Raw genomic sequence first — 19,377 nt, 5'->3', positions numbered from 1 at the left:
AGAACGGGTCCGGCCTTTTATTTTGGCTTGTTGATGCCAAGGCTTCTACTGATCGATGTACAGCGGATTCACTTGTTGGCATACGGCATCCTTGGCCGTCTGGTTGACGACGTCGGAGGGAACAGATGTGGCACCGTAGGCCGTGCCGCTCGCGAAGTCGGTTCCAACATACAGCTGCACACCTGCCACGCCGGGAGCCTGCTGAACCTGCGCCGCCGGAATTCCATACAGCGTGGCAACGTCGGCGGCCACATCGGCAAATCCGGCTCCGTAGTAAACAACTGTCTGATCCACGGGGTTCGCCAGATACGAAACCGCCTGGGTAAAGCCATTGCCCGTCAGGACGGCCATCATTTCCTGTGCCCTCGCGGCAACACCGCTGCCGTTGGCAACCGCTACAGGTTGGATTGTTTTATCGTACGCAGGCGCCGCCGGAGTCATTGCCGTGGGCTGGGGCGCGGGAGTCGCGCTGGACGACGGATTGGACGTTGCTCCTGGCGTCGTCAGGTCAAGGTCCGCACGCAGAGCGGAGAAGAGCTGGGACGCCTGCGGTTCAACGAGCTCCAATCGGTTCGGATCCACAGCAGCTGCCTGAGTGGGAACTGCGACGAACGCCACCTTGGAAACATCAATGTCCTTCAACCGGCCACCAATGGTCAACAAGGACGGCACAGATGCCAGCCCCTCATCAACTGTCAGGTTCTGCGTTACGACGTCGGCAATCTGGAGGAGCCGCTGCGGGTTGCCCAAGGTGCCTTCGTCCTTGAGTTTCCTTGTCAGGGAAGACAAGAACGCTTGCTGGCCCTTGATACGGCCGAGGTCACCGCCATCGCCGAAAGCGTGCCTGGTCCTCAGGAAGGCCAAAGCTTGTTCGCCCTCCACCAGCGAATCACCCTTGGGCAGGCGCAGGCGGGAGTCCGGGTCAAAGACCGGATCGCTGACGCAAACGTTGACTCCACCAACAGCATGGGAGAGCTCCTTGACGGCGTTGAAGTCCGCCATCATGAAGTGGTCGATCTCCAGGCCTGTCAGCTTGTTGACGGTATCCACCGCACAACCAATGCCGGCTTCAGCCATGGCCTCGTTAATCATCACGCCGCTGCGGGCGGGGAACGTCTGGTTGTTGGTGTGATCCGTGCATTGGGGGACGTCCACCAGGAGGTCGCGGGGGAAACTCATAACACTGACGCGTTTGTTGTCCGCGGAGATATCCAGCAGCATCATCACATCGGAGTGACCGTAGCCCGTGGAGTCCTCAGACGTTCCGTAGCCGGAGTTCTTGCCGTCACGGGTGTCCGAACCAAGTATCAGGATTTGCAGGCGGTCAGACTTGTCGTTGGCCAACGCTTCACCGGAATCGCGGGACTCCCCGGCGCTCAGCGGCGCCTTGGTGATATTGCTCTGCAGGCGGATGAACCAAAAGGCGGCAAAGGCCACCCCGGCAACGAGCGCAACGGAGACTACTCCGGTGACAATCTTCAGCCAGAGCGGCAGGCTTTTGCGTTCCTTCATGTGGCGGGGAGTGCCCTCTGCATCCTCACCATGGCGGGCCGCAACGGAGCCAGCGGTGCCGGTGCCCTGCGGGCGGGCGTCACGACGTCGCACTATTCGGTTTACCTTTCCTCAAACACGTGGATTCCCGTCATCATAGTTGCCGATTCTGGGAAGTTCCTTATCGGGCCAAAGCCACGCCGGGACGTATGACGCCCTTAGAACCCGAGTTTGACCAACTGCTTGGGGTCCCGCTGCCAGTCTTTGGCCACCTTGACGTGCAAGTCGAGGTAAATCCGGGTTCCCAGAAGAGTCTCGATTCCCTTACGGGCGTTGGTACCCACTTCACGCAACCTGCTTCCGCCCTTGCCGATGATGATTGCCTTCTGCGAAGGACGCTCTACATAGAGATTCACCCGAACATCCAGCAGCGGATTGTCCTCCGTACGACCTTCACGGGGAACGATTTCCTCCACCACAACCGCCAGCGAGTGAGGGAGTTCATCACGGACCCCCTCCAGAGCGGCCTCGCGGATCAGTTCGGCGATCATGACGGCCTCGGGCTCGTCCGTTAGCTCCCCATCCGGGTAGAGCGGTGGGGACGACGGCATGTGGCTGATCAGCACATCCGCAACAGTAGAGACCTGGAAACCATCTGCGGCGGATACGGGGACGATGTCCGCCCAGCCCTGCTCGCCAAGGACTTCGCGCCCCAAAGCCGCTACGGCCAGCAACTGCTCAGTCAGTGCCTGGCGGTCCACGAGGTCCGTTTTGGTCACGAGCGCAACAATAGGCTTGCGACCCACTGCGGCCAATTGCGCGGCGATGTACTTGTCGCCGGGGCCGATTTTTTCATTTGCGGGCAAGCAGAATCCGATGGCATCGACTTCCGCCAGCGTGTCTGCGACAAGTTCGTTAAGGCGCTTTCCCAGCAGGGTGCGCGGCCGGTGGAGTCCCGGTGTGTCCACCAGGATCAGCTGGGCGTCATCTCGATGGACGATCCCGCGAATGGTGTGGCGCGTTGTTTGCGGCTTGGCAGAAGTGATGGCCACCTTCTGGCCAACCAAGGCATTGGTCAGCGTTGACTTGCCGGCATTCGGGCGGCCCACCAGCACGGAGAAGCCTGCGTGGAAGCCGCCGAAATCACTATCGGCATCGAAATTCTTATTTTGCTTGCTCACGTGGAACTCCCTGTTGCGTTGAGTCGGCGTCATCGAGTAGGTCTTCAAAGTCAGTGTCTTCCTTTGGCATGGCTGCCGCAATGATGTGGCTGACCCTGTTTCGGCGACCCTCCAGCCTATCCGCCCTGAGTGATATTCCGTTCACTTCAACGGAGCTTCCGACAATGGGAACCTGACCCAAGGCCTTGGCGAGGAGACCACCGACGGTGTCTACCTCGTCGTCGTCGAGGTCAACGTCAAACAATTCGCCAAGGTCATCGATGCTCATGCGTGCACTTACGCGATAGGTACCGTCACCGAGCTCCACCGCTTCTTCCGCGGCTGCGTCGTATTCATCAACGATTTCGCCCACGATTTCCTCAATGAGGTCCTCGAGGGTCACCAGCCCTGCGGTACCGCCGTACTCGTCAATGACGATGGCCACGTGGGTGGACTCTTGCTGCAGCTCCCGGAGGAGATCGCTCACGGGTTTGGATTCCGGGACGTAGCGGACATCGCGCGCGAGTGAATCGACATCATGGACTTGTAGGCCCGGTTCGCCACGATGCATGGCCGACGCGACGTCCTTGAGGTAGAGAATGCCACGGATCTGATCCGTATTCTCACCAATGACGGGGATCCTGGAATAGCCGGAACGCAGAAACAGGCCCATGGCCGTCTCCAGATCCGAACCCGTCCCAATGCTGACAATGTCCGTTCGGGGAACCATGACGGAACGCACCAGGGTGTCGCCAAAGTCGAACACTGAATGAATGAGCTCGGCCTCGTTGTCTTCGATCATGTCCGATTCCGCGGCACGATCCACGAACTCGCGGAACTCTTCTTCGCTGACGAAGGCGTCATCGCCGCTCGGAGCACCGGGAGCCACGGCCTGACCGAGTGCCACCAGCCAGCCGGGAATGGGGCCAAGGATCCAGCACAGGAAACGGATCAATGGAGCCGTGAACCGGACTACAGGGCCTGAGTGCGCCCGACCCAACTGCCTGGGCGACACACCCACCAGGACGAATCCGATCACGGCCATGATGCCAGTGGCGGCAAGGCCGGCAAGCCACACATTGTCCAGCAAGCTGTGCAGAATCACGGCCACGGCTACGGCGGCGGCCATTTCAAACCAGACGCGCCAGAAACGCAAAGCGCGCATATGGGCAATGGGTGCCTTGAGGATGCCACCCAGCGCTTTGCCTTTGCTCTTAAGAATCGATTGCTCTGCTTCATGCCGGGGCAGGAAGTTGAACGCAGCCTCGGCTGCAGTCAGCAGGGCGACGAAACTCAGGAAAACCAGCGCCATGCCAACCAGGATGATCCAGGTCACTGCATGGTCTCCATGGGGGCATCCTTGCCCAGGAATTCAGACAGCAGTTCCCGCTGCAAGCCGAACATCTCTTCCTTCTCCTCAGGCTCGGCATGATCGAACCCGAGCAGGTGGAGTATGCCGTGGGTGGTCAACAGCAACATCTCATCCTGGGTAGGGTGCCCGGCGTTCCGGGCCTGCACTTCGGCAACCTGTGGACAGATGGCAATGTCTCCCAGCATCCCCTGTGGCGTTGGCCTGTCCGGAGTTCCGGGAGTGAGCTCATCCATCGGCACGGACAGCACGTCAGTTGCTCCGGGCTCGTCCATGAGCTCGATGTGGAGCTTCTCCATGGCCGGTTCGTCCACCAGGAGAATGGAAAGCTCGGCCTGGGGGTGGATGTAGAGCCGTTCAAAGATGAAGCGGGACAACGTCACCAGTTGCGCCTCGTCCACGGCAACGCCGGACTCGTTATTGACTTCAATGCTCATTTACGTTCTCCACGCTTGAAATGTGTTCCTGCGGCGTCAGTACTGTGCGCGTCATCCCACTTGCTGTATGCGGAGACGATGTCCGCCACGAGCCGATGCCTGACGACGTCGGCCGCCTCCAGAAGTGAGAAATTGACGTCATCGATGCCGGTGAGGATTTCGCGGACTATTCGCAAGCCGGAGGTGGATCCGGAGGGCAGATCGATTTGTGTGACGTCACCGGTCACCACCATTTTTGATCCGAAGCCCAGGCGGGTCAGGAACATCTTCATCTGCTCCGGGGTGGTGTTCTGTGCTTCGTCCAAGATGATGAAGGCATCGTTCAACGTTCGTCCGCGCATGTAGGCCAGTGGCGCGACTTCAATGGTCCCCGCCGCCATAAGCCGCGGTATGGATTCGGGGTCCATCATGTCGTGCAACGCATCATAAAGAGGCCGCAGATAAGGATCGATCTTGTCGCTCAGGGTTCCGGGAAGGAATCCCAGCCGCTCCCCCGCCTCCACGGCGGGCCGCGTCAAAATGATCCGGCTGACTTCCTTCATTTGAAGCGCCTGAACAGCCTTTGCCATGGCCAGGTATGTCTTGCCCGTACCTGCCGGGCCGATCCCGAAGATCACCGTGTTTGCGTCGATGGCATCCACATAGTTCTTCTGGTTCAGCGTCTTAGGCCGGATGGTTTTGCCCCTGCTGGACAGGATGTTGTGGGTCAGGACATCGGCAGGATTCTGCACTGACTGGGTGCTCAACAGGGAGACGAGCTGCTGAAGGACGTCCGGTGTGACCACGGTGCCCTTCGACACCAGCCCGCGCACTTCCTCAAGGAGGCGCATGATTCGCGGGATAACCGTGGAAGGGCCGGTCATGGAAAGTTCGTTGCCCCGGACATGGAAATTGACGTCCTGGAACTGCTCCTCGATGTACCGCAGGGCCTCGTCGTGGCTGCCCAGCGAGTGAACCATCTGGTCGGAGTTGTCGAACGTGACAATCTCCGTGCGCGTGCCCGGTAACGTGTGCGGGAACTCGGTAGGCGACTGGTTGCCGTTACCGGTCCTGAGCCGCCCATTCAAAGATTCACTCATAGTGCTGGCCGTCAGGCCTGTTCTCCTCCGGTTGGGTCGTATTAACGCCATCGATTCGACATATGCGGCCGCCTGAAGACGCCCGCCTTGATGCCGGAATGAACTCAATCCTACGCCAGCACCGCCCACGGTGAACCTCACCGGCCGGGCGCATTCCGGCCCCCACGCTGATAGCGGACTCTATGTCTCAACTCGGCATCAAGCGGGTATCAATCATGTTTCAGTTGGCGCCCGGCCCCAAAAACCCGGCCGACCGTCGTCGGCCATGTGCCAAGCTGGCATAGGCGGGGACCACCACTGCCCCGCAGCCAGCCACCGCCGACGGCTGTTTGAACATGAACTTCAGGACAGGAAACTCCATCAAGGATTCAGCCAACAACGCTAAAGGCGCGCGCCAACGGAAAAAATCCGCAATGGCCGTGCCTGCGATGTTTGCTGTCCTCTTCCTCACCGGATGCATCGCCAATGGCGAGGGCGCTCCAGCTACGTCAGGGCCGCCGTCTCTGACCGTCCAGGACGCACCTGCAAGCAATGCTCCCCTGGAAACGACCCAGGCCTCCACCAAGATTCCCGTGTATTGGATCGGGCGGAGCAAGGAAGAGGTCTACCTCTACCGTGAGTTCAGGGACATCTCCGGCGACGGAAATCCCGTGACAACTGCGCTGCGGATCATGATGGCCCAAAAGCCCCTGGACCACGATTTCTTCACGCCCTGGCAGGAACCTGCAAGCCTGGCCACCTCAATCTCCGGGAAGAACGTGATCACGGTCGATATTTCCCGTGATGCCTTCAATTCGAACCTTGATGCAGGGATGGCGCAGCGGGCCATCCAGCAATTGGTGTACACCGCTACGGCGGCGGCCTCGTCCTCCGGCCTGATCAATTCAGGCCAGCAAATCCAGGTGGTCATCCTGGTTGACGGACACAAGGACTATATGGCGTTCGGCCAAGTGCAGCTGGGCCAACCTATGGCGCGCGATGCATCGCTCGTGGCACCCCTGTGGATTATTGACCCGCAGGAAGATACGTCACTGCCGGCAGGTGCGGTCAAGTTCAACGGCCGCAGCACGGACGGTTCCAAACCCGTGAACTGGCAGATCCTCCAAGACACGGGCAAAGGCGAAAAAGCCAGCCTCCTGACCGGGCAGGTGAAGGCGACCGGCGAGCCTGGACAGTACGGCGTCTTCACCTTCAGTGCAACGCTGAAGCCCGGCAAGTACGAGTTGCAGGTCTCGCAGGTCGATGATGCCGGCAAGACCATTGAAGCCACTACGGATACCCGGCTGTTCAGCGTCGGCTGATTCGTTCTACCAGCGGCCCAAAACGTCGCTGGCGAGAACGACGGCGGCGGGACCCGCCGTCGACGACCGCAAGACGTGGTGACCCAGGAGTGCCGTCACGGCCCCGGCGTCGCTGAGACGCGTCACCTCACGTGGCGAAATTCCGCCCTCCGGCCCCACAATCAAGAGAACTTCCCGAGGTGCGTCGCGACGCGCTTCACGGGACGCCTCCAATTCCTCGAGGACCGCACGCAAGGGATTCTTGGCGTCTTCATGAAGGATGATGGCCAGATCCGCGTTCTCTACGGCTTTGGCCAGCGCCCCGGTATCCAGGATTTGCCGCACTTCCGGTATCCATGCCCGCCGGGCCTGCTTGGCCGCAGCGGTGACCACAGACTGCCACTTGGCATGGGCCTTTGCCGCGCGATCTCCCTTCCACCGCACAATCGAGCGCTCCGACTGCCACGGAATCACGGCATCTATTCCGAGTTCCGTAGCAGTCTCAATGGCAAGTTCATCGCGATCACCCTTGGCCAGGGCTTGGACAAGCACCAAACGCACGTCCGGTTGATCCTCGAACACAACATCCGAGGCCGTGACCGTCAATGTGCCAGGCCCCGCTTCGGCAACTGTCCCTGTAAGCCTGGCCCCCTTACCATCAGCGATGTCAACGGGCTCTCCCACGGCCAGGCGCTTGACCGTGACGGCGTGCCGGGCCTCAGGCCCTTCCAGGACAAACGTGGAACCGGGGTTCACATGGCCGAGGCTGCCGACTGGTGCGAAGAAAACGGGATTGCTCACCGCTACAGGTTACCGAGCTTGTCCCGCAGCTTGGCGAACATGCCGCCGCTGGCAACAAGCTTTCCCTCGGTGAACTGCTCCCCGCGAAGCTTGGCGAGCTGCTGCAACAATTCTTCCTGGGCGGGGTCGAGCTTGGTGGGTGTCTCAACGTGGAGGTGCACTTTGAGGTCCCCGCGGCCGTAACCCCGCAGATGAGTGACGCCGAGTCCGCGAAGGGTGATGATTTCACCTGACTGGGTGCCGGACTTCACATCAATGTCCTGCGCGCCATCGAAGGTCTCGAGCTTCAGTTCCGTGCCAAGGGCCGCGGCAGTCATGGGCACGCTCAGCGTGGCGTGAAGGTCATCGCCTTCGCGCATGAACATGGAATCGTTGTTGACCCGGATCTCCACGTAAAGGTCGCCTGCAGGGCCACCCGCTGGCCCCGCCTCGCCCTGTCCGGACAGCTGGATCCGTGTACCGGTTGCAACGCCGGCAGGGACCTTGATGGTCAGGGACCGGCGGCTGCGAATACGCCCCTGTCCATTGCACTCGTTGCAGGGATCCTTGATGACAGATCCGAAGCCTTCGCAGGAACCACAGGGCGCGGTGGTCATGACCTGGCCCAGGATGGAGCGGACCGCACGCTGAACCTGGCCGCTGCCGCCACAAATATCGCAACGTTCCGGGTGGGTACCCGGGCGGCAGCAACTGCCGTCGCACGTGGGGCAGACAACGGCCGTGTCCACTTCAAGTTTCTTGTTGACGCCGAACACGGCATCCTTGAGGTCAATGCGGACGCTGATGAGTGCATCCTGGCCGCGACGGACACGGGACGCCGGTCCGCCATGCCCTCCACCACCGCCAAAGAAGGTGTCGAAGATGTCCTGGAAGGCGAAGCCCTGGCCGGAGTATCCACCGCCGAAGCCGTTGTCAGTGCCGTTCTCGTTGCCCGTGGCATCGTAAACGCGGCGCTTCTGGGGGTCTGACAACACCTCGTAAGCATGGGTCACGGCCTTGAACTGCTCTGCGACGTCCTCACCGGGATTGACGTCCGGGTGAAGTTTCCTCGCCAACTTGCGGTACGCCTTTTTGATCTCTTCCCCGGTGGCTTCCGGAGAGACTCCCAAAACGTCATAGTGGCTGCTCAAAGTCGGTATCTCTTCCTTGTTGTACTGCGAATGTTTCCTCGGGCCGGCGTTCAGCCGCCGAGAATGCGTGAAAGGTAACGGGCCACTGCGCGAACCGCGGCCATGGTGGTGGGATAGTCCATCCTTGTAGGACCGAGAATCCCCACTTTGGCACCTGAGCCGTAGCCTGTGGCAACCACAGACGCCTCGGCCAAACCGTCGTAGGGGTTCTCACGGCCAATGCTCACTGTGACGCCACGGGGGTCATCCCCCATGTCGGACAACAACCGGAGCATGACAACTTGTTCCTCAAGCGCCTCCAGGACCGGACCAATGCTCAACGGGAAGTCCACATTGGATCGGGCGAGGTTCGCTGTGCCGGCCATCAGGATGCGCTCTTCCCGGCTGGTGTCGCTCAGCGACTGCAGCCCGTGAGCCAGTGTTTGGGCCAGACTGCGAAGCTCCGGCGGACACAGGGCAACCACAGATGGAAGTACCTGCGGCAAGAGTGCCAGCTGCGTCCCTGCGATGTTGCCGAGGAACCGCGACCTCAAAAGCATCAAGGCCTCATTGCTCGTGTCCGAACCGGCCTCAATGACTTTCTGGCCAACACTGCCGGTGTCCGCGATCAGGACGACAAGCACTTGCTTGGGTGCCAGCAGGACGAACTCAACGTGGCGGACCAGGGCCCTGTTGGAGTGCGGGTATTGAACGACGGCCACTTGGTTGGTCAGTTGCGACAGAAGCCTTACTGTGCGCTCCAGGATGTCATCGACATCATCGGGCCCCTCAAGCAATGAATGGATCGCGCGGCGTTCTGCCGCAGACAGCGGCTTGACCTGGGAGATACGGTCAACGAACAACCGGTAACCCTTGTCCGTTGGAATGCGGCCGGCGCTGGTGTGTGGCGCCGCAATGAGGCCTTCTTCTTCCAGGACAGCCATGTCGTTCCTGATGGTGGCGCTGGAAACACCAAGATGGTGCCGCTCGACGAGTGCCTTCGATCCGACAGGCTCCCTCGAATGCACGTAATCCTCAACGATGGCCCGCAGCACTTCCAATTTGCGTGGCTCACTCATTGCTCCACCTCCTGACGACTTCCGTGGTCACTCCGACCGGTCACCGCGGGACCGCAAACGGATCACCGCATTTAGCACTCAACATGCCCAAGTGCTAACAAGTCTAGTATGAGCCACCCCGTTGCTAGCATTGAAACCGCCCAACGCCCGGATCAGCCAGGTGGGGCGGCAACAGCAGCCACGGTGATCTGATGCCCGGCACAAACCAGCACAAAGGTAGGAACTCCTTGGCTTTCGACAATTGGGGTCCGCAGGATCTGTCCGCTCCTGCCAAACGCCAACTCCCAGAGGTACCAGTCCAGCGGGGAATGGTCCTTGAGGACGTCCAGTCGGGCTGGGTGGGTGAGGTCACGCGCGTAGAAAAGACCGGCGGCATGCACATTGTTTCCCTTGAGGACAGGCGCGGGAAGACGAAGTCGTTCCAGCTCGGATACGGCTTCTTGCTTGAAGGGCAGGCAATCCGTTTGATGCCGCCCGCCGCGCGCCCACCCGCTTCCGGTGCAGCTGCGGGGCGGACTGCCTCCGGCTCCGTCAGGGTGCAAGGCCAGCGCGCCCAGGTGGCCAAGGCCAGCCGCATCTGGGTAGAAGGAAAGCACGACGCCGAACTGGTCGAGAAAGTCTGGGGCGACGATCTGCGGGTCGAAGGAATCGTCGTAGAGCCCCTCCACGGCGTGGACGACCTGAAATCTGCGATCGCGGCCTTTAATCCAGGTCCCGCCCGCCGCCTCGGCATCCTGGTGGACCACCTCGTCGCCGGTTCCAAGGAGTCCCGCATTGCGGCCGAGGCCATGACCGTGCCAGGAGCTGCCGGAAATGTCCTGATCGTCGGTCACCCCTACATTGACGTGTGGCAAGCCATCCGGCCTAAGGTGCTGGGGATCGACGCGTGGCCTTCGGTGCCCCGGGGGATCGACTGGAAGACCGGGATTCTCCGTGCCTTCGGCTGGCCCCATGAGACCGCCGAGGACATCGGCCTGGGCTGGCAACGGCTCCTCGGAGCGGTTCGAAGCTACGCCGACCTTGAGGCATCGTTGCTGGGCCGCGTCGAGGAAGTCATCGACTTCCTCACAGTCCCCTGACCGGGGCCCCCAAAGCGGCAGCAACTGACGTGTCATCGTGGTGCTTGTCCCGGGAAGCCCGCCAAGGCCGGTATTCTGGGACAGCAACACCGCAGCATCTTTACAGCAAAGGGAACACAACGTGGCAGAGAACGCTCCTGAAGAACCGGGCAGCGCCGCAGGCCAGCCCCAGTACCATGGTGCGCCTGCCAATGCGCTCCCGCTGACCGCCAGCGAAGACAGGCAGTGGGCTACTTTGGCGCACTTCGGCGGCATTTTGGGATGCCTGCCGTCCCTGCTTATCTATCTGATCTTCCGCGACCGGGGACCGTTTACGGCACAGGAATCGAAGGAAGCGCTGAATTTCACGCTGCCTCCCACTATTGCCGCTGTCCTGGCAAACATCCTCGTGCTGCTGCCGGTAGTGGGCAATATCTTCGCTGTGATTGCCACCGGCATCTGGGTTGCCCTGACGTGCTTCTCCGTATCCGCAGGAATTCGGGTCAACCATGGTCAGCCGCACCGCTACCGGCTCAACCTGCGCTGGATCAAGTAGCCTCCACGCGGCACGGTCGAGCCGAAGCCGGACTCTGCCGAAACACGGCTGTGCCGAAACGCGCTCAGCCAACCACCGCTAATCGGGAAGTATGCGCCTGACGACGGCGTCAGCCAGGAGCCGACCCTTAAGGGTCAGGACAAGGCGACCCTTGAACGCCTGCACTGGGTCAACCAGCTCATCAGCAATCAGCCCGGCCATCGCATGCCGTCCGATGGCATCCAGGGCGTCTACTGCCAGACCTGTCCCAAGCCGCGCTTCCAGCATGATGCGCTCGACTTCCCGGGTATCTGCGTCGAGCGTTTCCCTTCCGGCAGCCGGCGAACCACCGGACCCAAGCCGTGATGCATACGCTGTGGGGTGCTTGACGTTCCACCAACGGACGCCTCCCACGTGCGAGTGCGCACCCGGCCCAATGCCCCACCAGTCATCACCGCGCCAGTAGGCCAAGTTGTGCCGGCAAGCCTGCTCGGGTGTCCTGGACCAGTTGCTGACCTCGTACCAGCTCAAACCAGCTTCGGAGATCATCTGGTCAGCAAGCTCGTACTTCGCAGCATGGTCGTCGTCATCGATGCCAGGGACTTCGCCACGCCTGATCTGGGCAGCCAGCTTGGTACCATCCTCCACGATCAGCGCATAGGCACTGATATGGTCCGGGCCGTAGGACAGTGCGGTTTCAAGGGACAGCTGCCAGTCCGCCATGGACTCCCCCGGTGTCCCGTAAATGAGGTCGAGGCTGACGGCCAGTCCAGCCTCACGTGCCCACTGCACAACCAGTGGTACGCGGCTTGGCGTATGCGTCCGGTCCAGCACCTTCAAGACGTGCGGCACGGCAGACTGCATGCCAAACGAGACCCTGGTGAAGCCAGCGTCAGCCAACACCTTCAAGGACTCAGGCGTGACGGAATCGGGGTTGGCCTCGGTGGTCACCTCGGCGCCGGGTTCCAGCCCCCACTGCTCGACGGCGGCACGCAGGATCCGTGCCAGATCCTCCGCTGGGAGGAGGGTGGGGGTGCCACCACCGAAAAAGACGGTGCTGAGGGGCCGGCGAGGCAAACCTGAGGCGTCAAGGGCTACTGCCGCGAAGTCCAGCTCGGAAATAGCCGTGGAGGCGTAGGCATCCTGCGAGGCACCGCCCCCGAGTTCCGTGGCTGTATAGGTGTTGAAATCGCAGTAGCCGCACCGCACGGCACAAAAGGGGATGTGCACGTAGAGCCCGAATTTGCGATGCTCGACGCCGGCCAGCACCTGCGGCGGCAAGACGCCATCCGCAGGTGCTGGGTCGCCCAAAGGTAGGACGCTGGGCATTTACTTCTTGGCCTTGTCCTTGGACTCGTCAGTGGTCAGGGCTGCGATGAATGCTTCCTGCGGCACCTCAACGCGACCCACCATCTTCATGCGCTTCTTGCCTTCCTTCTGCTTCTCAAGCAGTTTGCGCTTACGGGTGATGTCACCGCCGTAGCACTTGGCAAGAACGTCCTTGCGGATGGCCCGGATGCTCTCGCGGGCAATAATGCGGGATCCGATGGCAGCCTGGATGGGCACCTCGAACTGCTGCCTGGGGATGAGTTCGCGAAGCTTGCCGGTCATCATCACACCGTAGGCATAAGCCTTGTCACGGTGCGTGATGGCACTGAAAGCATCCACCTGTTCACCCTGCAGGAGAATGTCCACCTTGACGAGGTCTGCGACCTGTTCGCCGTCGGCCTTCCAGTCCAGCGAAGCGTAGCCGCGGGTCTTGGATTTCAGGAGGTCGAAGAAGTCGAAGACGATCTCGGCCAGCGGGATCCAGTAGCGGAGCTCAACGCGGTCCTCGGACAAGTAGTCCATGCCCCGCATTTGCCCACGTCGGCTCTGGCACAGCTCCATGATGGAACCCACAAAATCGTTGGGCGCCAGGATGGTGGCAGAGACCATCGGCTCGCGGACCTCTGAGATCTTGCCGGTGGGGTACTCGCTGGGGTTGGTGACGTGGATGACCTTCTTGTCCTCGAGTGTCACCTCATACTCCACGTTGGGAGCCGTCGAGATGAGGTCAAGGTTGTACTCACGCTCCAGGCGCTCACGCGTGATTTCCAGGTGCAGCAATCCGAGGAACCCTACGCGGAAGCCGAAGCCCAGGGCTGCAGATGTCTCGGGCTCGTACACCAGCGCGGCGTCGTTGAGCATCAGCTTTTCGAGGGCGTCGCGGAGTACCGGATAATCCGTGCCGTCCAGGGGATAGAGACCGGAGAAGACCATGGGCTTCGCGTCGGCATAACCGCTGAGCGACTCCGACGCCGGCTTGGCCAGGTTGGTGACGGTATCGCCAACCTTGGACTGACGAACGTCCTTCACGCCTGTGATCAGGTATCCCACCTCACCCACGCCCAAGCCTTTGGACGGTGTTGGCTCCGGCGAGCTCACACCAATCTCCAGGAGCTCGTGTGTTGCCCGGGTGGACATCATCTGGATGCGTTCACGCGGATGGAGCATGCCGTCCACCACACGGACGTAGGTGACAACGCCGCGGTAAGTGTCATAGACGGAGTCGAAAATCATGGCCCGGGCGGGAGCATCCGGATCGCCTACGGGAGCCGGGAGATCGCGGACAATCTTGTCCAGCAGCGCCTCAACGCCGACGCCCGTTTTGCCGGATACCTTGAGGACGTCCTCGGGGTCGCCACCAATGAGGTTTGCAAGTTCGGCCGCGTACTTCTCGGGCTGGGCGGCCGGGAGGTCGATCTTGTTCAGCACAGGAATGATGGTGAGGTTGTTTTCCATCGCCAGATACAGGTTGGCGAGGGTCTGCGCCTCGATGCCCTGGGCTGCGTCAACCAGCAGCACTGCGCCTTCACAGGCCGCAAGGGAACGGGAGACTTCATAAGTGAAGTCGACGTGGCCAGGAGTATCGATCATGTTCAGCGCATAGCTGTTCCCATCGAGTTCCCAGGGCATGCGAACAGCCTGGGACTTGATGGTGATGCCGCGCTCACGTTCGATATCCATGCGGTCCAGATACTGGGCCTTCATGTCGCGTTGCTTAACGACGCCGGTGTACTGCAGCATGCGGTCGGCCAAGGTGGACTTACCGTGGTCAATGTGGGCAATGATGCAGAAGTTCCGGATGATGGCCGGATCTGTTGCGGCGGGCACCGGTGCGGTGCGGGCCATGGGAGACACGCAGGATCCTTACTGTCGACACTCACACGGCAATTCCTGGAACTGGGCATAGGCCAGCCGGAACACGCCGCGCATCTGATCCTCTAGTCTCCCATGAACCAGCGCTTCGCCGTACATCGCGTACGAGGCGTCCGCAGCGGGTAGTTGTAGCGTTGTCACATGGCTTTCGACTTCCGCCCCCTGGGCAAACTTCTCCGGCGAACATTCAAGGCGTTGGGAGGCAACGCCACCAAAGCCGGCGCGCCCGTCGGCGCTCCGAGGCAGCAAACCCGGCGAACCGCCGTCGAGCATCAACCAATCCCCTACCCCGGCGACTACAGAGGGCCCGTCAAGGTCAATTACTCCCCCAAACCGGACGGCCAACCCGACCCGGGAGAGATTGTCTGGAGTTGGGTCCCCTACGAAGAGGATCACACCCGGGGCAAAGACCGTCCTGTCCTTCTTGTTGGACGGGACAAGCAGTGGCTGCTTGGCCTGATGCTGACGTCCAAAGATCACGACAACGGGGCACGTTCGGGTGATTATGTGGACATCGGCTCTGGACCCTGGGACCGTCAAGGCAGGCCGAGCGAGGTCAACCTAGGCCGTGTCATTCGCATGGATTCCAACGCAATCAGGCGTGAAGGCGCTGTCCTGGGAAAGTCCGAATTCAGGGAAGTCTCACGCGCCTTGGCCGCGCGGCTCACGTCGAACTGAGCGCGGGTCGGCGTTACGCTCGACTTTCTGCTATCCTTTATAGCTGTGTGTCCGTGCAGGTCGACGGCCACTCATGGTTGGCTGCCATAGGCATCCCCACGCCGCTCAGTCGATGGCCAACCTGAAAACCCTCTAGACCATTTCCGCATTAAAAAGAGAGTTCATACGTGGCTAATATCAAGTCCCAGAAGAAGCGCATCCTCACCAACGAGAAGGCTCGCCTGCGTAACAACGCGGTCAAGTCCGAGCTGAAGACGGCCATCCGCGCCGTCAACACCGCCGTTGAGTCTGCTGACAAGGATGCTGCTGGAACTGCACTTGTTGCTGCCAGCCGCAAGCTGGACAAGGCTGTCAGCAAGGGCGTTATTCACAAGAACAACGCTGCAAACCGCAAGTCGGCGATCTCCAAGAAGGTCAACGCACTCTAAGGTTTTCCAGTTCGACTGAGCTGATCAAAAGGCCGGCACCCATTGGGTGCCGGCCTTTGGGTTTAATAAGCTGTGTGACCGGCGACGGCGTTACCCCTTTCCGGCGTCAGCGCTTGCCGGTGTCAGCGGCGACTGGCTGACGTGGCAATCACTGTCACCGCGTGCTCCACTGCATAGACAGGGTCCCGCGACTCGCCCTTCACTTGGGCATCCGCTTCCGCAATGACCTGGATTGAGCGGATCAGGCCCTCCGGCGTCCAGCGGCGGACATCACGCTGGGCCTGCTCCACGAGCCACGGCTGCATGCCGAGGTTCTTGGCGATGCTGGCCGGTGAACCATTGGCTCCTGCAACTTTGGCCAAGGTCCGCAGCTTTGCCGCCAACGCCGCAACCAGGGGAACCGGATCGACTCCGGTAGCCAAGGCATGCCGCAGGGTGGACAGTGCCACCGGCCCATTTCCGGCCATGGCAGCATCAGCCACCTTGAATGCTGTGGCTTCCACCCGGCCGCCGTAGTAACGTTCCACGGTCTCCGCCGTAACCGCGGTGGTGGCATCAGCGATGAGTTGGCTGCAAGCTGCCGCGAGTTCTGAAAGGTTGGCACCTACGGCATTGACCAAGGCTTGGACGGCTTCGCCCTCAATGCGACGCCCTCCAGCCCTGAATTCAGAGACAACAAATGCCGTCTTGTCCGAGTCCTTCTTCAGCGGCTGGCAATCTATGACGGGCCAGCCAGCGGACTTCACGGCGTCGAGCAACTTCTTGCCACGCACTCCCCCTGCATGGCGCAACACAAGGACGACGTCCTGGTCCGGATGCTGAAGGTAAGCCAAACAGTCGGCCAGGAAGGCATCATTCATCGCCTCGAGGCCCTCCACCTCAATGAGCTTTCCTTCGCCGAAGAGTGACGGCGTGACGGTCATCGCCAGAGACCCTGCCTCGTAAGCGCCGGCGTTGAGCCGGCTGAGCTCGACATCCGGGGTAGCTGTTCGGACCTGGGTGCGGATGCCATCCATGGCCCGGATTCCAAGGTACTCTTCCGGGCCCATGATCAGGACTACGGCGGCCGGTGCCGCATCCCGCCAGCTGACGGTGTTCGCCGCGACACTTTTGGCCCGGGTGTTTTGGGCAGCAGCCACAGGTGGTTCCTTCCGGACGTTTCTTTGGAGGCTTCAAGTCTGCCATGCCTGGGCGGGGCCACGCGCTCCAGGAGTACCACGATGGCACCGTGCAAGGACAAGACGTGATTCATCACACCTGCGGGGTGGAGAGCAGCCCAGACAAACCAAGCAGTCACCATTGAACAGATCGCCATGGACACGATTCCCACCGGGCCTTCTGCCCACGGCAGCGCCGCGCCGGGCAGGTGGGCGAAGAGCCTCGCGACACCAGCGACCGCCCCTGCACATGTCCCTGCTATAGCGATCACCACCACCGCCAGCCAAGGAAGGACTGTGGTCAGAGGCACTGCGATCGTCCCAAGTATGGTCACAGGTGCAACCAAGGGACCAGCAACCACGTTGGCGATCAGGGCGTACGGGGTGAACTGCGGCTGAAGTGCCACAATGACCGGGCCGCACACTAGCTGCGCCGACAATGGCACAGCCACCCCGGCCGCCAGCCATCGCGGCACGATGGCAGGAATCCACGATGTCAGGCGTCTGGCCAGCAGCACAATCCCCAGCGTCGCAAGAACCGACAAAAGAAAACCAACATTGGCTGCCATGGCCGGGTCCACCAACAACAGGAGCAGCGACGCAAGGCACAGGAAAGTCAGGGAGCGTCCCCGCAAGCCTCCAACCAATGCCGCAAGTCCAACGATTCCCATGACGGCCGCCCGAAGAACGCTCGCATCGGGGCCCACCAGCACCACAAATGCGGCCAGTCCAGCCGCAGCGAAAGCAGCAGCAACTGGTCGTGGCAGCTTTAGGCACCGCGCCAGAAGAATGAAGGCACCCAGGACAAGACTGCAATTGGCCCCGCTGACGGCAGTCAGGTGAGTCATGCCTGTAGTCTTCATATCCGCATCAAGGCTTTCCGGAAGCGCGCTGGTGTCACCGGTGACCATGCCCGGCAATAGCCCGGCCGCATCCGGCGGCAACCATTTGGCAGCGGTCACGAAGCTTTGACGCTGGGACGCGGCGGACCCCCGGATATCGACATCCGAGGCAGTGATGACCGGCGGGGAAGACGCAGCCAGAAGAGCCGCCTGGGACTGTCCCTGGCGGACTTCCTTGAGGGTGCCCGTGGTTCTCACACTCTGCCCCGGCAGCACACCTTGCCAGCCTTCACCACCAACCACCACAAGGTCTGCGTTGCCGCGCACCACCGTGCCCCCGGACGTGAGCTCAATCAGGTTCGCCGGAACACTCCACCGGGTTCCACTTGAGCGGCCCGGTGTGAGGACTGCGACGGGAGTGCCAGTGACCAGGACCTTGATGACAACACCGTCCCCGCCTGCCACAGCCTCAACCAATGGACCCTCCTCACGCCCGCCTGCCGTGACAGCACAGTGGACTGCCACCGAAGCTCCCAGCACGCACGCCAACGCAAGGGTGGCCGGGACGGTCCTTGCACGTGCCCCTGCGGGCCGCCGGCGCCGGCCCAGCACTGTCAACGCAACTCCCAGTACGGCCAACACACCTGCCAACGTCCAGGACCAGGCAGCGCCCAGGAAACCGCCAGCCAAGGCCGCGGACCACGTCACCAGTACGGCTGGCACCAGCCTGCCGTCCACCCGCTTGGAGGTAGACGCTTGGTCAGGAGCATCAGCCACCCTGCACCGTCACAAGGTCCTTGAGGGACTCCATAAGCTTGGGACCAATGCCATCAACGGCATCCAGTTCGTCCACGGAAGCAAACTGCCCGTGTTCTTTTCGCCAGTCCACAATTCTCTGCGCCGTCACTGGCCCCACGCGGGGCAACGTGCCTAACTCTTCCAGTGACGCCGTGTTGATGTTGATCTTTGCGCCACCTCCAGTGGAATTGCCGGTGCTGCCGGAAGCACTGCCGGCAGGCGCAGACGGGGAGGGCTGTTCTGCCTCGCCCAAGGCTGGAACACGGACTTTCGCCCCGTCCTGGACAACTTCAGCGAGGTTCAGGCCGCCGAGCTCGGCGTTGGTTGTGGCACCCCCGGCAGCATCTATGGCTTGGAAAACGCGGCTGCCGGGCGGCAACGAAACCACTCCGGGTTTCTGCACGGCGCCCGCTACGTGGACGAGCAGTTTGGTACTCGCTTCAGCGTCCGTGGCCACCGGCTGCGGGGATGATGATTGATCCGGTGGCCCCGGGCTGGACGACGTTGAGCGGCTCAGAGGTTCCGACGTCGGTTGTTCCGCGGCTGAGTGCCACACGTGCCAGGCCATGATGCCGGCTCCCACCATGGCCACCACCACCGCAACCCGCCAGGGGGTTCTCCACCGCGTCCGCGCACTGCGCGCCTGGGATTCGGAGCACGAGTCATCCGGCGCCTGATCAGGCTCAACGGGCAACTGTAATAGCGAAGTTTCCGTGGTGTCCGTGCCCATCCGGGAAGCAAACCGCTGCCGGACCGCCTGTGCTGCGGCATCTGGGGCAGCGTCCCGGTTCCGACGTGGCATGGAACGAGCCTATGGTTGCTGCTGCCATTACGGCGCGTAAGAAGTGAGCTATGTGGAAAAGGGCAAACGACGG

General features: G+C 61.5%; 18 protein-coding genes. 5 read left to right on the top strand and 13 right to left on the bottom strand.

What is annotated here, in order from left to right:
- Positions 1 to 45 precede the first annotated feature (45 nt).
- The 5 genes from BLW08_RS06860 to BLW08_RS06840 all read right to left on the bottom strand — a co-directional run bounded on the left by BLW08_RS06860 (position 46) and on the right by BLW08_RS06840 (position 5,536).
- Positions 46 to 1,605, bottom strand: a complete 1,560-nt coding sequence (locus BLW08_RS06860) for an LCP family protein (protein ID WP_091324059.1) — start codon at positions 1,603 to 1,605, stop codon at positions 46 to 48.
- Positions 1,606 to 1,709: 104 nt separating this feature from the next.
- Positions 1,710 to 2,672: a GTPase Era gene (gene era, locus BLW08_RS06855; protein ID WP_091324053.1), complete on the bottom strand. Its 963-nt coding sequence runs from the start codon at positions 2,670 to 2,672 to the stop codon at positions 1,710 to 1,712.
- On the bottom strand, positions 2,656 to 3,987 hold the full coding sequence (locus BLW08_RS06850) for a hemolysin family protein (RefSeq protein WP_091324052.1): 1,332 nt from the start codon (positions 3,985 to 3,987) through the stop codon (positions 2,656 to 2,658). Before BLW08_RS06850 ends, era begins: the two co-directional genes overlap by 17 nt.
- Entirely contained in the window at positions 3,984 to 4,457 is a 474-nt protein-coding gene (gene ybeY, locus BLW08_RS06845; RefSeq protein ID WP_026540771.1) for an rRNA maturation RNase YbeY, read from the bottom strand. Before ybeY ends, BLW08_RS06850 begins: the two co-directional genes overlap by 4 nt.
- Positions 4,454 to 5,536, bottom strand: a complete 1,083-nt coding sequence (locus BLW08_RS06840) for a PhoH family protein (RefSeq protein ID WP_091324050.1) — start codon at positions 5,534 to 5,536, stop codon at positions 4,454 to 4,456. Before BLW08_RS06840 ends, ybeY begins: the two co-directional genes overlap by 4 nt.
- 413 nt (positions 5,537 to 5,949) lie before the next feature.
- Here BLW08_RS06840 and BLW08_RS06835 point away from each other — a divergent pair, with 413 nt between their 5' ends.
- Positions 5,950 to 6,837 (top strand): GerMN domain-containing protein, encoded by an 888-nt coding sequence (locus BLW08_RS06835; protein ID WP_254779744.1) that lies wholly within the window; start codon positions 5,950 to 5,952, stop codon positions 6,835 to 6,837.
- 6 nt (positions 6,838 to 6,843) lie between these two features.
- Here BLW08_RS06835 and BLW08_RS06830 read toward each other — a convergent pair whose 3' ends face one another.
- The 3 genes from BLW08_RS06830 to hrcA are packed head-to-tail and all read right to left on the bottom strand — an operon-like array spanning position 6,844 to position 9,805.
- Positions 6,844 to 7,617: a 16S rRNA (uracil(1498)-N(3))-methyltransferase gene (locus tag BLW08_RS06830; protein ID WP_091324049.1), complete on the bottom strand. Its 774-nt coding sequence runs from the start codon at positions 7,615 to 7,617 to the stop codon at positions 6,844 to 6,846.
- A gap of 2 nt (positions 7,618 to 7,619) precedes the next feature.
- Positions 7,620 to 8,747, bottom strand: a complete 1,128-nt coding sequence (dnaJ, locus tag BLW08_RS06825) for a molecular chaperone DnaJ (protein ID WP_091324048.1) — start codon at positions 8,745 to 8,747, stop codon at positions 7,620 to 7,622.
- A 50-nt stretch (positions 8,748 to 8,797) separates the two neighbouring features.
- Entirely contained in the window at positions 8,798 to 9,805 is a 1,008-nt protein-coding gene (gene hrcA / locus BLW08_RS06820; RefSeq protein WP_090821610.1) for a heat-inducible transcriptional repressor HrcA, read from the bottom strand.
- A 227-nt stretch (positions 9,806 to 10,032) separates the two neighbouring features.
- Here hrcA and BLW08_RS06815 point away from each other — a divergent pair, with 227 nt between their 5' ends.
- Both BLW08_RS06815 and BLW08_RS06810 read left to right on the top strand, forming a co-directional pair.
- Positions 10,033 to 10,884: a DUF3097 domain-containing protein gene (locus BLW08_RS06815; RefSeq protein WP_091324046.1), complete on the top strand. Its 852-nt coding sequence runs from the start codon at positions 10,033 to 10,035 to the stop codon at positions 10,882 to 10,884.
- Positions 10,885 to 11,005: 121 nt separating this feature from the next.
- Positions 11,006 to 11,419 carry a DUF4870 domain-containing protein gene (locus BLW08_RS06810; RefSeq protein ID WP_090821614.1) on the top strand — a complete coding sequence of 138 codons (414 nt, stop codon included), beginning with the start codon at positions 11,006 to 11,008 and terminating at the stop codon, positions 11,417 to 11,419.
- A 78-nt stretch (positions 11,420 to 11,497) separates the two neighbouring features.
- Here BLW08_RS06810 and hemW read toward each other — a convergent pair whose 3' ends face one another.
- Both hemW and lepA read right to left on the bottom strand, forming a co-directional pair.
- Positions 11,498 to 12,727, bottom strand: coding sequence for a radical SAM family heme chaperone HemW (gene hemW / locus BLW08_RS06805; RefSeq protein ID WP_090821616.1), 1,230 nt, complete (start codon positions 12,725 to 12,727; stop codon positions 11,498 to 11,500).
- Complete coding sequence (lepA, locus tag BLW08_RS06800; protein WP_175538605.1) at positions 12,728 to 14,581, bottom strand: translation elongation factor 4; 1,854 nt, start codon at positions 14,579 to 14,581, stop codon at positions 12,728 to 12,730.
- 159 nt (positions 14,582 to 14,740) lie between these two features.
- Between lepA and BLW08_RS06795 the strand changes: the two genes are divergently transcribed.
- Positions 14,741 to 15,277: a type II toxin-antitoxin system PemK/MazF family toxin gene (locus BLW08_RS06795; protein ID WP_090821618.1), complete on the top strand. Its 537-nt coding sequence runs from the start codon at positions 14,741 to 14,743 to the stop codon at positions 15,275 to 15,277.
- 167 nt (positions 15,278 to 15,444) lie between these two features.
- Positions 15,445 to 15,705 carry a 30S ribosomal protein S20 gene (gene rpsT, locus BLW08_RS06790; RefSeq protein ID WP_011774926.1) on the top strand — a complete coding sequence of 87 codons (261 nt, stop codon included), beginning with the start codon at positions 15,445 to 15,447 and terminating at the stop codon, positions 15,703 to 15,705.
- Between the two features lie 122 nt (positions 15,706 to 15,827).
- Here the strand turns inward: rpsT and holA are convergent, their stop codons facing one another.
- The 3 genes from holA to BLW08_RS06775 are packed head-to-tail and all read right to left on the bottom strand — an operon-like array spanning position 15,828 to position 19,304.
- Complete coding sequence (gene holA / locus BLW08_RS06785) at positions 15,828 to 16,844, bottom strand: DNA polymerase III subunit delta (protein ID WP_091324042.1); 1,017 nt, start codon at positions 16,842 to 16,844, stop codon at positions 15,828 to 15,830.
- The gene (locus BLW08_RS06780) at positions 16,763 to 18,481 is read right to left on the bottom strand and encodes a ComEC/Rec2 family competence protein (RefSeq protein ID WP_091324040.1); all 1,719 of its coding nucleotides are present in this window, start codon (positions 18,479 to 18,481) and stop codon (positions 16,763 to 16,765) included. Before BLW08_RS06780 ends, holA begins: the two co-directional genes overlap by 82 nt.
- Positions 18,474 to 19,304: a helix-hairpin-helix domain-containing protein gene (locus BLW08_RS06775; RefSeq protein ID WP_090821623.1), complete on the bottom strand. Its 831-nt coding sequence runs from the start codon at positions 19,302 to 19,304 to the stop codon at positions 18,474 to 18,476. The genes BLW08_RS06780 and BLW08_RS06775 overlap by 8 nt, the downstream gene beginning before the upstream one ends.
- Between the last annotated feature and the right edge of the window lie 73 nt (positions 19,305 to 19,377).

This window comes from Arthrobacter sp. cf158, assembly GCF_900106835.1.
GTDB lineage: Bacteria > Actinomycetota > Actinomycetes > Actinomycetales > Micrococcaceae > Arthrobacter.
Note: the sequence above shows the minus strand (reverse complement) of the source record. Positions and strands in the feature narration are given on the sequence as shown.